Below are 14,121 nucleotides of genomic sequence, written 5' to 3'. Positions count from 1 at the left end.
GCCTTTTGATTCGCGAGTCTGAGGTTCAGCCCAGCGTGCCGACGCGCGGACCTCCCGTTCGCGATCGTTCGATGCGACACACCGATCTGCGGGGTCAGGGCGGGTAAGGCCCGGCTTCGATGCCGCAGATCCGGCAGCTCATTTCCCGGAGACGTTCCAGCATGGCGGCGAACACTTCCACGGCGACGACACAGGATGGTCCCAGCGCGAACGGCTTGGGACAGGGCTTCCAGGATGCCGACGAGGTGCTGCCGCAATATCATATCGAGGCGCAGACCTCGCTGGTCGAGCGGCCGTTACGGTCGCTGAAATACGGCGAGGCTTTCGCCGTCCTCGACAGCTACGGCGATATCGGCGTGCTTCCCGGCCCCGAAGGTCTGTACTTCCAGGATACGCGCTACCTGTCGCGCCTCGGTTTCACCGTCGAGGATCAGCGGCCGCTGCTGCTCTCCTCGGTGATGCAGGACGATAACGGCGCGCTCAGCGTCGACATGACGACGCCGGACATCCGCATCGATGCCCATGACGAGACCACCATCCCGCGCGAACTGATCGCGATCGAGCGGACCAAGTTCCTGTTCAAGGGCGCCTGCTACGACCGGATCGGCCTGCGCAATTACGATTCGCGACATTGGCACCTGAAGGTCGGCGTGACCTTCGACGCCGATTTCCGCGACCTGTTCGAGGTGCGCGGCATGGACCGCCCGGTCCGCGGCAAGCGCAGCGTCCAGGTGGCCAGCGGATCGGAGGTCCAGTTCCGCTATGTCGGCCTCGACGAGGTGGTGCGCACCACGAGCCTGCATTTCGGGCCGAAGCCGAAACATATCGAGCCGGGCCGCGCCGAGTTCGAGGTCTCGCTTCCGCCGGGCGGCCGGGCGTCGCTGTTCATCCGCGTCGTCTGCGAATCGCACCGGGCCTTCACCAGCGCGCCTGCCGCCGAGAAGGTCGGCGAGGACGCCGCCGCGGGCCTGTCCCAGGCGGCCGGAAGCGGCGCCGGCGCGCGCCATCCGAAGGGGCTCGGAGAAGGCGTGATCTTCGCCCGCGCCTATCGCGATGCGCGCCGGGACCTGCGCCAGCTCACGGCCGGCATCACCACGATCATCTCATCGAACGACCAGTTCAACGAGGCGGCCTGCCGCGCCACCGCCGACCTCTACATGCTGGCGAGCCGCACGCCGGAGGGCATCTACCCCTTCGCCGGCATCCCCTGGTACTCCACCGTCTTCGGCCGCGACGGCATCATCACCGCGATGATGGCGCTCTGGATTGACCCGAATTTCGCCAAGGGCGTCCTGCGCTACCTCGCCTCGACCCAGGCCAAGGCGACGGACCCCGCCGCCGACGCGCAGCCCGGCAAGGTGCTGCACGAGACCCGTCGCGGTGAGATGGCGATGCTCGGCGAGGTGCCGTTCCGGCACTATTACGGGACGATCGACGGCACGCCGCTCTTCGTCATGCTGGCCTACGAGTATTACGCCGTCACCGGCGACCGCGAGACCATCGCCAGGATCTGGCCGGCGCTCGAACTCGCCGTCGAATGGATGAACAAATACGGCGACCGGGACGGCGACGGCTTCGTCGAATATGCCCGCGATACCGACAAGGGCCTCGAGAATCAGGGCTGGAAGGACAGCCACGACTCGATCTTCCATACCGACGGGCAGCTCGCCAAAGGCCCGATCGCGCTCTGCGAGGTCCAGGGCTACGTCTATGCCGCCAAGAACGGCATGGCCAAGCTCGCTACCCTTCTCGGCCATGACGCGTTCGCCGCCCGTCTCGGCGACGAGGCCCGTCACCTGCGCGAGAGCTTCGACAAGGCCTTCTGGTGCGAGGAGATCGGCACCTATGCGCTGGCCCTCGACGGGGCGAAGAAGCAATGCGCCGTGCGCTCGTCCAATGCCGGTCACGCCCTCTTCACCGGCATCGCCCTGCCGGAGCGTGCCGCCAGCGTCGCCGCCAACCTCCTGTCGAAGGACGGATTCAACGGCTGGGGCGTGCGCACGATCGCGCGCGGTGAGGCTCGGTACAACCCGATGTCCTACCATAACGGCTCGATCTGGCCGCACGACAACGCCCTGGTCGCGATGGGCCTCGCCCGCTACGACCTGAAGCCGGAAGCGTCCCGCATCTTCCAGGGCATGTTCGATACCGCCCTCTACCAAGACCAGAAGCGGCTGCCGGAGCTGTTCTGCGGCTTCATGCGTCGCAACCAGCGCGGACCGGTCTCCTACCCGGTGGCCTGCTCGCCCCAGGCTTGGGCGGCGGCGGCACCGTTCGCCTTCCTCTCGGCCTGTATCGGCCTCGAGATCCAGCACGACCGCAACCGCATCCGACTGCGCAATCCGACCCTGCCGGACTTCCTCGAAGGCGTCTCGATCTTCAACCTGAAGCTCGGCGAATCACGGATCGACCTGCGGGTCCAGCGCTACGGCAGTGACGTCACCGTCAACGTGCTGCGGCGCGTCGGCGACGCACAGGTCTCGGTGGTGAAGTAGCGGACGAAAACCACGAAGAGGCGGTCGCACGACCGCCTCTTTAGACGCGAGCCCAACGAAAAACGCCGCCTCCCAGAGGGAAGCGGCGTTTTCACGAAACGGTTAATCCGTCGAGACGATCAGCGCGGCGCCAGGATCATGATCATCTGGCGGCCTTCGAGCATCGGCTCGCTTTCCACCTTGGCGATCTCCTGGGTCTCGTTCTTCACCCGTTCGAGCAGGCGCAGTCCGATATCCTGGTGGGCCATCTCGCGGCCACGGAAGCGAAGGGTCACCTTCACCTTGTCGCCTTCTTCGAAGAAGCGGATGACGGCCTTCATCTTGGTGTCGTAGTCGTGCTTGTCGATGCCCGGCCGGAGCTTGATCTCCTTGACCTCGACCGTCTTCTGCTTCTTGCGGGCCTCGTTCTGCTTCTTCTGTTCGTTGAAGCGGAAGCGGCCGTAATCGAGAAGCTTACAGACGGGAGGAACGGAGTTCGGCGCGATCTCCACGAGATCGAGGCCCGCCTCTTCGGCAAGGGTGAGCGCGTCGAAGAAGGCAACGACACCGCGGTTCTGCCCGGTATCATCGATGAGCTGCACTTCGCGGACACCACGGATGTCCCGATTGGCGCGCGGCCCGTCCTTCTGCGGGGCCGGCATGGCTCTCATTGGTCTACGAATGGCTTCAATCTCCTAGTGAACGACGAAACGGCAGCCTGCGGACGTCACCCGAAGGGCTAGACCTGGCCACCAATCGCTCCGGCAATCCGGTTGCGGACACCATGTCCGAACTGCGTGCCGTGTCAACAGGCGCGAGCCGGTTTGGTTCACGGAAGCGGCCGATAAGGCCTCACCGGGGACGGCCGGCGAGGAGCCCGGCATAGACGTCGAGGGTGGCACCCACCATGCCGTCGAGGGAGAAATGCGCCTCCACATGGGCGCGTCCGCGCCGGGTCATGGCGTCGCGCGCGCTCGCCCCGAGGTTGAGCGCCTCCAGCAGGGCCTCGGCCAGGGCCGGCGCATCGCCGGGCGGCACCCGCCAGCCGGTGCGCTGCGCCGCCGGCACTTCCGGCGGGGCGAGCACCGTCTCCGGCACGGCGCCGAGATCCGAGACCACCACCGGCGTACCGAGGGCCTGGGCCTCCACCGCGGAACGCCCGAAGGCCTCCGGCTCGACGGACGGAACCGCGACCACCGAGGCCGCGCGGAAGGCAGCCGGCATGTCGGTGCAATGGCCGACCCGCAGGACGATCTCGCGCAATCCGCGCGCCTCGATCAGCGCATCGAGTTCGCGCTCGTAGGCCGAGCGTCCCTGTGGATCGCCGGCCAGGACGAAGGAGACATCGGCAATGCCGCGGTCTCGCAGGACCGAGGCGGCCTCGATCAGCACGCGCTGCCCCTTCCAGGCGGTGAGCCGGGCGGCGAGGAGAACGACCCGCTGATGCGGGGCGACGCCCCAGGACCGGCGCAGGGCCTCGACCCGGGCCGGCGCCACGGCGCCGGGAGAGAACTGGGCGAGATCGGTGCCGCGATGAACCACACGGACCCGGTCGCCGGCCTGCTCGGGGTGCAGCATGCGGATGAGGTCGGCGGTGTAATGCGAATTGGCGATGACCACGTCGCCGCGCGCCATCACCGAATTGTAGAGCACCTTCACCCCGGTCCGCCCCGAATAGCTGCCGTGATAGGTGGTGACGTAGGGGATCTTCAGCCTGCGGGCCGCTCCGAGTGCGACCCAGGCCGGCGCCCGCGAGCGGGCATGAATGATCTCGACCCCCTCCCGCCGGCACAGGCCGGCGAGCCGCCCGACATTCAGCGCCATGGCGAGCGGGTTCTTGGAGGCGGCCGGGAAGGGCAGCCAGGTTCCACCCTTGGCCTGCATCTCGCCGACGAGCCGTCCGCCCTCCGTCGCCACCAGAGCCCGCGCGCCCACGGCCGCGAGGGCGGCGGCCACGTCCACGGTGGTGCGCTCGGCCCCGCCCGCGTCGAGGGCCGGGATGATCTGGAGGATCGTCGCGCCCGCCAGCGGCTGCGCCTCGCTCGGGAAGCCGGCGCCGAATCGCTCGCCGCCGCTCACGTCGCCAATCCCTTGACCGACGCCTTGCGGAACGGCTGAACCGGCGGAACCCGGGATTCAGGGGGGTGACGGTATCCGTCTCGCGTCTCGATCATGGTCTCCAGCATCGGGGGCACGCTTTACGGCTCGGTAAACGAAATGCGACTGCATCGCATTCAGTTGTCGGTTTCGTCGGATCGAGGATCACGAATGGACTCAGCGAGCAGCCAAGCGCCCCTCTTCATCACGGTGGGAGAGGGTGAGCCCGCGCGCCGCCTCGCGGTGCAAATCCGCGAGGGAGACGGGCCTACCCTGGTCTGGCTCGGGGGCTTCCGCTCCGATATGGGCGCGACCAAGGCGATGGTCCTCGATGCCTGGGCGCGGGACAATGGCCGCGCCCTCGTCCGGTTCGACTATACCGGGCACGGCGAATCGGAGGGCGAATTCGCCGATGCGACGATCTCGACCTGGCTCGAAGACGCCATGGCCGTGCTCGATGCGACGGTGAAGGGTCCGGCGATCCTCGTCGGGTCGTCGATGGGCGGCTGGATCGCCTGCCTCGCCGCCAGGGCACGCGCGCGCCGCGGCGATGCCGCGCTCGCCGGAATGGTGCTGATCGCCCCCGCGCTCGATTTCACGCAGAGCCTGATGTGGGAGCGCTTCCCGCGAGGCATCCGCGAGATCATGGAGCGGGACGGCGTGTGGATGCGGCCCACGGAATACGGGCCGGAGCCGGTGCCCACGACGATGGCGCTGATCGAGGACGGACGCCGGCACCTGCTTCTCGGCGGCCCGATCGATCCGGGTTGCCCGGTGCACATCCTCCAGGGCATGCAGGATCCCGACGTGCCCTACGCCCACGCGCTCGCGACGGTGGAACGGCTGCCGGCACCCGGCACCGTCCTCACCCTCATCGCCGATGGCGACCACCGCCTGTCGCGTCCGCAGGATCTCGCGCGGCTGCTGGCGGCGGTGGCCGAGATCGGCCGAGCGGCACCGTCTGCTTAGTGCGGCTGCCTAGTGAAGGCTGACCGCGAACAGGTCGTTGGCCATCGCATTGGCGACGATCACGTCGCGCGAATCGGCGAGGAGGATCGGACTGCCGCTGGCCGAGAGCAGCGCGAACAGGTCCATGCCCGGCGTCAGGTCAGGGGCCTGCGGGAACAGCCGCTTCACCTCGTCGGAGCGGATCGGCCGGACATAGGCGATGTGGCCTTCGCCCAGGGCCGCGAGATCGGCAGCGTTGAAATCGGCGGGGTCGAGATCGGCCTGTGTGATCGGGTTCGGATTGAAATCGGTCATGATGCCCCCCTTTCGAGGCAGAGCTTGCTCTCCGGTCCGGCGCCGCGACGGCCCGAACCCGGTGAGTCGGTGACATGCGTTCAGATGTCGTCGCGGGACGCGATGGCAATCTTTCGGACGATCCGTTCCGGTTCCGGCCGGGTCAGATCGATGGAGAGAAGGCCGTTCGAGAGGTCCGCACCCATCACCTCCATGCCGTCGGCAAGGAGGAAGGCACGCTGGAACTGGCGGGCCGCGATGCCCCGGTGCAAGAACTGCCGCGCCTTGTCGTCGACCTGACGCCCCCGCACCACGAGCTGGTTCTCTTCCAGCATCACATCGAGCTGGTCTCGGGTGAACCCGGCCACCGCGAGGGTGATCCGGAGCCGTTCGGGCTCGTCGTCCGAGCGGGCCACGCGCTCGATATTGTAGGGCGGATACCCGTCATTGGCCGCTTTCGACACACGGTCGAGCGCCTGCTCGATCTCGTCGAAGCCGAGTAGAAACGGATGTCCGAACGGAGAGGGCCGTGTCGTCACGTGATCTTGTCCTTAGCGAAGCCCCGGGGACGATACGGTGAGGCACTTCGATCTGTCGGAACCCGCCTGTGGCAGCACTCCTCCCGGCGGTCGCCTGCCGGTCATCGCGATATGGAGATCTGGAAAAGCGTCATCAAGGGCTTGGATCGTCGACGACTTTCGAGATCGCCACCGCGCCCTCCCCCACGCGCTGCAGACCTGCTCACGTGAGCGCTTTCACGGGCGTCGAGACAGAATTCGGGAGCATTAGGCAATACATGTGGGAGTTTTAGGAAATGCCGGACGCGTGACTGAGCGTTGCAGTAACAGTTTGGAACTGCTCTGATTTTCAGCACATAGCTTGATCTCCCAGCGTCAACTCGGATACTCCGCGCCACGGTGAACGATGCGGCGGTGCGAAGTCGGGCGTCAGGCAAAGCAGCACCGAAACGCGAGCGTTGCGCTCTCAGCCGAGGAATTGTCCGGGACGAGCCCAGTTTGGGAGGTCTCGGCGATGTCGGCTTGCTATGGCGTTTCGACGCACGCGACCAGGGCACGCGACGAAGGACCGTCGCTACCGAGGAGAACCGGACCGTTATGAACGAGGCGCACCGCGTGATCGACTTCTCATCCGTCTTGCCCGCTTCATCCGTCTTGCCCGCTCGGGCCGTCGGCCTGGCGCTGCTCGCCGCCCTCACCGCGGGATGGACCGGCTCCGCCCTCGCGCAGGATGCCAAGGCGCCCGTTCTGAAGCTCGAACTCAACCGGCTCGAGCCGGCGGGCGAGGCCTGCCGCACCTATCTTCTCGTGGACAACAGCCGCGGCACCGCGCTGAAATCCCTCAAGGTCGATCTCTTCGCCTTCGATACGGACGGCATCGCGCAGAAGCGCCTCGCCGTCGAGCTCGGCCCCGTCCAGGACCGCAAGACCATGGTGCGGCTGTTCGATTTCCCCGCCCTCGCCTGTCCGAAGATCGGCCGCGTGCTCCTGAACGACGTCCTCGCCTGCGAAGGCGGTGAGGCCAGCCGCGAGACGTGCCTCGACCGGATCGAGACCGAGAGCAAGACGAGCGCGACCTTCACGCGCTGAGCCGCACGCGCTGAGCCGACACGAGGCGTCCACCGCCTCCCCTACACGCCATCCGGTCGCCCCTCGGCGATCGCCACCGCTCAACGAACCCCGAGGAGCCCGCCATGGATCCGACCTCCGCGCCGGCCGCCGCCGCCCACGACTTTTCCTTCATCGGCCTGTTCCTTCAGGCCGACCCGATCGTCAAAAGCGTCATGATCCTGCTCGTGATCGCCTCGATCGCCTGCTGGACGGTGGTGTTCGAGAAGCTCGTCCGCTTCGCCGCAGCCAAGCGTCAGGCCAGGAACTTCGACACGCTGGTGCGTTCGGGCGGCTCGCTCGAAGCCACGGGTTCGGGGATCGATGCGAGCATCGTGCAGGCGGGCCTCGAAGCCTGGCGTGACCAGGATGCCACCGAGACCCGCGCCGAGCGTCGCGACCGCATCGAGCGCGCCATGCGGGCCGCCCTGACGCTCCGGGTGAAGCGGCTCCAGGGCGGTCTGCCTCTGTTGGCGACCTCCGGCTCCACGGCCCCCTTCATCGGCCTGTTCGGCACGGTCTGGGGCATCATGAACTCGTTCTCGTCCATCGCGCAGAGCCAGGACACCTCGCTCGCCGTGGTGGCTCCCGGCATCGCGGAGGCACTCTTCGCCACGGCGATCGGCCTCATCGTCGCGATCCCGGCGGTGATGGCCTACAACAAGCTGACCAACGATCTCGGCCGCGTGCAATCCGCCTTCGTCGCCGGCATCGGCATCCTCGGCAATCGTCTCGCCCGAGACCGCAAGGGCGTCCCGCACGCCGCAGCCGCCGAGTAGCGCGTCCCTTCTCCGCTCGACGAAGCATTCACGGCCGGCGCGCACGCGGCGGCACTATGACGACATGCGGCGGGCCCTCGAGCCGGCCGCCGATGCCCTGGAGGGCGAACGATGGCAATGGGTTCGATCCGCGCCAGCGGCGGCGACGACGATGACGACCTCGATTCCGCGCCGATGTCCGAGATCAACGTCACCCCGATGGTGGACGTGATGCTGGTGCTGCTGATCATCTTCATGGTCGCGGCCCCCCTGATGACGACGGGCGTGCCGGTGCAATTGCCCAAGACCACCGCCGCCAAGGTCGCGCAGGCGAAGAAGCCCGTCGAGATCTCCATCGACAAGGAAGGCAAGCCCTTCCTGGCGAAGGACGAGCTGACGCCCGAGACGATCATGCCGCGCCTGAAGGCGCTGGCGGCCGAAGACCCGACCCAGGTGATGCTGGTGCGCGGCGACAAGGACGTGCCCTACGGCAAGATCATGGAGGTGATGGGCCTCGTCGGGCAGGCCGGGTTCACCAAGGTGTCCCTGATCGCGCAATCGCCGGGCGGAGCGCTTCCGGCGGCTCCCGCCGCGAGTGGAGCATCGCGGTAGACCCGATGAGCGCCCTCGTCTCGACACGTGAACCCGGACCGCAAGGTCCCACGGGACTCGCTGCCGCCTTCCTCGTGGCCTTCGTGCTGCACCTGACGGTGCTGGCGGGCATGATGCTGTTCGGCCAGGCGCCCAAGGCGCCCCCCGGAGAGAACACGATCACCATCGATCTCGCTCCGCAATCGACGGAAGCGGAAGCCCAGGCGCCCGCCGAGATGGCGGCGGCGGTGCCGCCTCCGTCCGAGGTGACGCCCACCGAGACGCCGGAGACCGTGGACGAGGTGAAGCCCCCCGAAATGGTGGAGGTGAAGCCCCCCGAGACCGCCGAAATCCCGCCCGACGAGACCCAGCCGGTCACGATTCCGGACACCGTCGCCGAGGTTCCGCCGGAAGATCAGGTCGTCACCTCCACCGCCGAGATCGCGGAGCCACTCGCCCCGCCGCCTCCGGTGGTGGCCAAGCCGCCCGAGCCGGCAAAGCCCATCGAGGTCGCCAAACCGAAGCCCAAGCCCAAGCCCGACCCACGGATCGAGGCCAAGCGGCAGGAGCAGCTGGAAGCCAAGCGCGAGGCCGTTCAGGAGGCGAAGCGCGAAGCCAAGCTGAAGGCGGCGCGCGAAGCCAGCAAGCGCCAGGCCCAGGAGGGCGCCGGCCGCTCGCAGCAGAACTCGGCCTCGTCCTCGCGCCAGAGCAGCGCCGGCGCGGCCGCCGCCGGCAACGATCCGAGCGCCCTGCGCCAATGGCAGGGGGCGCTGGCCTCTGCCATCAACGGCCGCATGAACCGCAACGCCGCCGCGGGCACCGCGGGCGGAACCGCGGTGGTGCGCTTCACCGTCTCGCGGTCGGGTCAGGTGCTGAGTGCCGGCCTCGCCAGCAGCAGCGGCATCAGCGTGATCGACGGCGCGGCGCTCGCCGCCGTACGGGGCTCGCTGCCGGCAGCGCCTGCCGGCGTCACCGTGAGCAGCCTCGCCGTCACCGTTCCCATGCGCTTCCGGCCCGGCGGCTGAGCCGGTCGGCTCGGCTTAAGTGAAGGATGGCGGTCTGGTTCACCAGCGACACGCATTTCGGCGACAGGCGTGCGCTGAACATCGATCGGCGTCCCTATCCGGACCTCGCGGCCCACGATGCCGGCCTGATCGCGAACTGGAACGAGAGGGTCGCTCCCGACGACACCGTCTGGCATCTCGGCGACGTGGCGCTCGGCCCTACGGACGAGCGGATCGCGCAGATCGTCGGCGCACTCAACGGCGTCAAGCACCTCATCGTCGGCAACAACGATGGACCCGGCACGCTGGCGCTGCGGGATTGGGCCTCGGTCGGCCATTACGCCGAGATCGAGGTCGAAGGCCGGCGGCTCGTCCTGTGCCATTACGCCTTCCGGACCTGGAACGGCATGGGTCGCGGGGCGCTCGACCTGCACGGCCATTCCCATGGCAAGCTCGCCCCGATCCCGCGTCAATACGATGTCGGCGTCGACGTGCATGCCTGCGCGCCGGTTCGCCTCGCCGAGATTCTGGTCTCTCGCAGGCGCAATAAACCTGCGGAACCTTCGCCGTGAGTTCGCCGTTTGAACCGCAGACCGACGATGATTGATCACCGCCGGCGCTGATCTTGAAAGACGGACGGACCGACCTTCTCGACACGCGGAATCGGAATTTCCATGCGCCTCGCTCTTGCAACGCCCATCGCCGCCCTCGGCTTCGCGCTGTGCACGATCGCCCCCGCCCTGGCGGCACCGTCCTGTCTCAAGGGGGAGAGGAAGGTCGAGGAGGCCACGGCCCTCCGCTTCCAGGCCCGCGAGGAAGCGCGGCTCGGCAACCATGACCGGGTCTGCGATACGCTCGACGAGGTCGGGGACCGCTACGACGAAGCCAAGGATGCGTTCGAGGATTGCGGCGCTGGCATCGTCGCCATCGACTTGCGCAGTGAAAGCCGCGCGCTCCGCGCCGCGAAAGCGGTCAACCGCTGCGACTGACGCCCGAACCTGGATTTCGCGCTTCCTGTCTCGAGGCGATCATTTGAGACCGAAGCTCTGAACTGTCCGACTGCATGCGGAACGCTCCGCAGGCACTGATTCCGTGCGGCGACGCACAGCCACGTCTTCGATCTCACGTCACTGCTCATCTGGAACGACGGCCACTGATCCGTCGGGAGATTTTGTCGATGAACGCCTCCGCTCAGCACAGCGACCTGGCCCTGCTCTCGTCCCAGGCCACGCTCTTGTCTGCCACCGGCCCCTCCTTCGCGGCGGCCTTGTGCGGCTTTCTCTCCACCACCGTCGCCACGACCATGGTGATGTTCCTGCTCAGCAGCCTCTGACCATCGTCGCCTCAGGGGGCGACGAACCAGAAACGACGTTTCGAGAACAACATATCCATCCGGCCGACGCTCTGTTCGTCCTGCGGGCGAGCGCCACCCAAGGTACACGGTGCTTCGATACGCGGCGGAGCGGCCGGTAGCAGCAGCGCCGACGAGACCGGATAGAGCCCCAGCTTCGCCTGCACCTCCGGCTGACGGACGGCGGCGATGGTGACGATCCCAGCGATGAGCCCTCCGGCGAGCGTACCGAGTAGAAAATTCATCATGTCAGTGACGAGTCATGCCCGCCCACGGCGTGGGACTGCGCGAACACAGCATGACCGCAAAACCTCACGGATGCGTTGCACGGGTCGGACGGCCCTCTCCCTTCGCCCACGGCGCACGTCATCGGCTCTGGATGATCCCGGCTGGTCGATGGAGCAGGCCGCTCCCCGTCACGTCCTCCGCCAGCTTATCGGCATGATTACGGCGGCAGCGACCATTACGTTGTTTTAACATTGGTCCGTCTAGGGTCCGCTCCCGGCGGCCCGACTCGGAATGGTCGCACCTCGAGAAGGATCGGCCATGTCCTATGGAGCCAATGCCTATGCGCGTGTCTCGCAGACCGCGCTGACGCCCCGGGAGGCCGAAGCGGCCGTCCTCATCAAGGCGGCAGGCCGGCTCCAGCTTATCCAGTCCGATTGGGCGAATCAGAGCCCGACGCTGAACGAGGCCCTGAACTTCAACCAGAAGGTCTGGACCCTCATTGCCGGTGCCGCGACCGCGCCGGAGAGCCCGCTGCCGGACCAGATCAAGACGAACATCGCCCAGCTCTCGGCCTTCGTGTTCAAGCGCATCATCGACACCATGATCGAGCCGAAAGCCGAAAAGCTCTCCGCCCTGATCAACATCAATCACCAACTCGCCGCCGGCCTGCGGACCTGAACCACAGGACCGGGCGCCGGCCACCGGCCGCTCCGCGGACCCGGCCGACGCGACGATCGGCTTAGACCGCCGGCTCTATTCCCTTCAGCCTGTCAGCCAGGGCCTGTTCGTATTGAACGAGGTCCCGGCCGCGCTTGAGCGCCTTGTAGTGCTCGCCGGCCTCGATGAAGGCGTGAATGTCGCGGATGAAGGGAATCATGCTCGGCACCGCGTTCATGACCTCGCTGGCCTGGGCGACGAAGGCTTCTTCGGCTTGGCGCGGATCGTCGGCCAGATAGATCACCGTGAGCGCGAAGTAGAGCTGCTTGCAGGGAGTGTCCGCGTCGCTCTGCGTGATGATCTCGGACTCGCGCAGGAATTTCGTGTTCGTCTCGATGATGAAGCTCGCCCGGCGCGGACCGTTGCGGATCGCGGCGTTGCCGATGATCAGACGTTCGCCCGGCTTGAGCTCGATCTTGAGGGGCATGGCGTGTCACCTTCACTGCGCAGCGACGTGATCGGGCGAATGCTGCCCTGAGGACAACGGCGTATGCGGCGCGGCTCCTTACGCCATGACCGCTGAGACGATGTCCAGCCCGGCCGGCTCGCGCCGACGATCGCCCGTCGGTCCCGGCAATCTAGGCACCGCCGCTTAACGAACGATTAGTTCTAGTCGGCGCCGACGAGCCTATAAACCAAGTGTTTACCACGATACCGCTCAACACCGACAAGCTCGAATCCAACTGGTCGTTTTAAGTCCTTCGAAAGGCGCTGGGGGACTACTGGGCTCGTCTCCAAAAAGGAGGCACAACGATCAGAATGGATCAGGCATCATGTCTTCTTCGGTTACCCTTTCCGCCGCTACCCGCCAGAACCTGCTCTCGCTGCAGAACACCTCGGCGCTGACCTCCAACACCCAGAACCGCCTTGCCACCGGCAAGAAGGTTTCGTCGGCCCTGGACAACCCTGTCAACTTCTTCACCTCGCAGTCCCTGACGTCCCGCTCCGGCGATCTCGGCGGCCTCCTCGACGGTATCTCGAACGGCATTCAGACCATTCAGGCTGCCAATACGGGCCTCACCTCGATCCAGAAGCTGGCTGATCAGGCGAAATCGATCACCTCCCAGGCGCTCGCCACGCAGATCACCACGACCGGGACCGCCTCGACGGCTTTCGCCGCTTCGACGTCGGCCGCAACGGCCGTGACGTTCTACGTCAACGGCGCCGAGAAGACCGCCTCTATCGCTACGAGCGCGACGATCGACGCTGCCATCGCCACCTTGAACACCGCTGCAGGATCATCGGTCTTCTCGAAAGACACCACCGGCACGAAGCTGGTGCTCAATGCCTCCTCCGACATCGAATTCCAGGCCTCTACCGACCAGACCGCTCTGGGCTTCTCGGCTGGTACCGCGGATAGCGCCGGCACCGACTATTACGGAACCGGCCTCGACAAGAACGTGAAGCAGAGCGCCGACCTGGTCACGACCGGCGTAGAGAGCCGCAAGGCCCTCTCGGAGCAGTACAACGCCCTGCTGACCCAGATCGATCAGCTCGCGCGAGATGCCAGCTTCAACGGCGTCAACCTGCTCAGCAGCAAGGAAGACACCAACAAGCTGAACATCCAGTTCAACGAGAAGGGCACTTCGAGCCTCGACGTGCAGGGCGTGGACGTCACCTCCAGCGGTCTCGGTCTCTCGGCGCTAACGGGCACCTCGACCACGGCCGCTGCGGCCAACCAGACCAACCGCGGCAGCTTCCTCCTCGACGCCGACATCAAGGCCACGGCAAAGGACCTGGGTGCGGCAACCGACGCGCTTCGCTCCAAGGCCTCGACCTTCGGTTCGAACCTGTCGGTGGTGCAGAACCGTCAGGACTTCTCGAAGAACCTGATCAACGTCCTCGATACCGGCGCCGCCAACCTCACCGACGCCGACCTCAACGAGGAAGCCGCGAACTCCCAGGCCCTGACCACCCGTCAGTCGCTCGGTATCTCGGCGCTCTCGCTCGCGAACCAGGCTCAGCAGGGCGTCCTTCAGCTCCTCCGCTGATCCGCCCGACGACCAAGAACGCGAGAACCATCCAAAAGGAGAC

General features: G+C 66.7%; 17 protein-coding genes. 11 read left to right on the top strand and 6 right to left on the bottom strand.

Annotated features, from left to right (window positions below; genetic code table 11):
• Positions 1-161 precede the first annotated feature (161 nt).
• Positions 162-2,495, top strand: a complete 2,334-nt coding sequence (locus tag A3OK_RS0120820) for a glycogen debranching N-terminal domain-containing protein (protein WP_019906833.1) — start codon at positions 162-164, stop codon at positions 2,493-2,495.
• Positions 2,496-2,614: 119 nt separating this feature from the next.
• Here the strand turns inward: A3OK_RS0120820 and infC are convergent, their stop codons facing one another.
• Together infC and A3OK_RS0120810 are read right to left on the bottom strand one after the other, a co-directional pair.
• Positions 2,615-3,136, bottom strand: coding sequence for a translation initiation factor IF-3 (gene infC, locus A3OK_RS0120815; RefSeq protein WP_019906832.1), 522 nt, complete (start codon positions 3,134-3,136; stop codon positions 2,615-2,617).
• A 190-nt stretch (positions 3,137-3,326) separates the two neighbouring features.
• Positions 3,327-4,562 carry a glycosyltransferase family 4 protein gene (locus tag A3OK_RS0120810; protein WP_036302417.1) on the bottom strand — a complete coding sequence of 412 codons (1,236 nt, stop codon included), beginning with the start codon at positions 4,560-4,562 and terminating at the stop codon, positions 3,327-3,329.
• A 180-nt stretch (positions 4,563-4,742) separates the two neighbouring features.
• On the opposite strand from A3OK_RS0120810, the gene A3OK_RS0120805 reads away from it, so the two are divergent.
• Positions 4,743-5,540: an alpha/beta hydrolase gene (locus A3OK_RS0120805; RefSeq protein ID WP_019906830.1), complete on the top strand. Its 798-nt coding sequence runs from the start codon at positions 4,743-4,745 to the stop codon at positions 5,538-5,540.
• A 9-nt stretch (positions 5,541-5,549) separates the two neighbouring features.
• Here the strand turns inward: A3OK_RS0120805 and A3OK_RS0120800 are convergent, their stop codons facing one another.
• Complete coding sequence (locus A3OK_RS0120800; RefSeq protein WP_019906829.1) at positions 5,550-5,834, bottom strand: DUF1150 domain-containing protein; 285 nt, start codon at positions 5,832-5,834, stop codon at positions 5,550-5,552.
• Positions 5,835-5,914: 80 nt separating this feature from the next.
• Complete coding sequence (locus A3OK_RS0120795) at positions 5,915-6,352, bottom strand: Hsp20 family protein (protein WP_019906828.1); 438 nt, start codon at positions 6,350-6,352, stop codon at positions 5,915-5,917.
• Between the two features lie 576 nt (positions 6,353-6,928).
• Between A3OK_RS0120795 and A3OK_RS0120790 the strand changes: the two genes are divergently transcribed.
• The 7 genes from A3OK_RS0120790 to A3OK_RS24420 all read left to right on the top strand — a co-directional run bounded on the left by A3OK_RS0120790 (position 6,929) and on the right by A3OK_RS24420 (position 11,124).
• Positions 6,929-7,420, top strand: coding sequence for a hypothetical protein (locus tag A3OK_RS0120790; RefSeq protein WP_019906827.1), 492 nt, complete (start codon positions 6,929-6,931; stop codon positions 7,418-7,420).
• Positions 7,421-7,524: 104 nt separating this feature from the next.
• Complete coding sequence (locus A3OK_RS0120785) at positions 7,525-8,217, top strand: MotA/TolQ/ExbB proton channel family protein (protein ID WP_019906826.1); 693 nt, start codon at positions 7,525-7,527, stop codon at positions 8,215-8,217.
• A 111-nt stretch (positions 8,218-8,328) separates the two neighbouring features.
• Positions 8,329-8,808: a protein TolR gene (gene tolR / locus A3OK_RS0120780; RefSeq protein WP_026597494.1), complete on the top strand. Its 480-nt coding sequence runs from the start codon at positions 8,329-8,331 to the stop codon at positions 8,806-8,808.
• A gap of 5 nt (positions 8,809-8,813) precedes the next feature.
• Entirely contained in the window at positions 8,814-9,812 is a 999-nt protein-coding gene (locus A3OK_RS0120775; RefSeq protein WP_019906824.1) for an energy transducer TonB, read from the top strand.
• A 26-nt stretch (positions 9,813-9,838) separates the two neighbouring features.
• Positions 9,839-10,363: a metallophosphoesterase gene (locus tag A3OK_RS0120770; RefSeq protein WP_019906823.1), complete on the top strand. Its 525-nt coding sequence runs from the start codon at positions 9,839-9,841 to the stop codon at positions 10,361-10,363.
• A gap of 102 nt (positions 10,364-10,465) precedes the next feature.
• Entirely contained in the window at positions 10,466-10,780 is a 315-nt protein-coding gene (locus A3OK_RS0120765) for a hypothetical protein (protein ID WP_019906822.1), read from the top strand.
• Between the two features lie 188 nt (positions 10,781-10,968).
• On the top strand, positions 10,969-11,124 hold the full coding sequence (locus A3OK_RS24420) for a hypothetical protein (RefSeq protein WP_019906821.1): 156 nt from the start codon (positions 10,969-10,971) through the stop codon (positions 11,122-11,124).
• Positions 11,125-11,135: 11 nt separating this feature from the next.
• Here A3OK_RS24420 and A3OK_RS0120755 read toward each other — a convergent pair whose 3' ends face one another.
• Positions 11,136-11,390, bottom strand: a complete 255-nt coding sequence (locus A3OK_RS0120755; protein ID WP_019906820.1) for a hypothetical protein — start codon at positions 11,388-11,390, stop codon at positions 11,136-11,138.
• Between the two features lie 298 nt (positions 11,391-11,688).
• Between A3OK_RS0120755 and flaF the strand changes: the two genes are divergently transcribed.
• Positions 11,689-12,048, top strand: a complete 360-nt coding sequence (gene flaF / locus A3OK_RS0120745; protein WP_019906819.1) for a flagellar biosynthesis regulator FlaF — start codon at positions 11,689-11,691, stop codon at positions 12,046-12,048.
• 61 nt (positions 12,049-12,109) lie between these two features.
• Here flaF and A3OK_RS0120740 read toward each other — a convergent pair whose 3' ends face one another.
• Positions 12,110-12,514, bottom strand: a complete 405-nt coding sequence (locus tag A3OK_RS0120740) for a flagellar biosynthesis repressor FlbT (RefSeq protein ID WP_019906818.1) — start codon at positions 12,512-12,514, stop codon at positions 12,110-12,112.
• Positions 12,515-12,860: 346 nt separating this feature from the next.
• Here A3OK_RS0120740 and A3OK_RS0120735 point away from each other — a divergent pair, with 346 nt between their 5' ends.
• On the top strand, positions 12,861-14,078 hold the full coding sequence (locus A3OK_RS0120735; RefSeq protein ID WP_019906817.1) for a flagellin: 1,218 nt from the start codon (positions 12,861-12,863) through the stop codon (positions 14,076-14,078).
• The last annotated feature ends 43 nt before the right edge of the window (positions 14,079-14,121 follow it).

It is taken from the genome of Methylobacterium sp. 77 (genome assembly GCF_000372825.1).
GTDB lineage: Bacteria > Pseudomonadota > Alphaproteobacteria > Rhizobiales > Beijerinckiaceae > Methylobacterium.
Note: the sequence above shows the minus strand (reverse complement) of the source record. Positions and strands in the feature narration are given on the sequence as shown.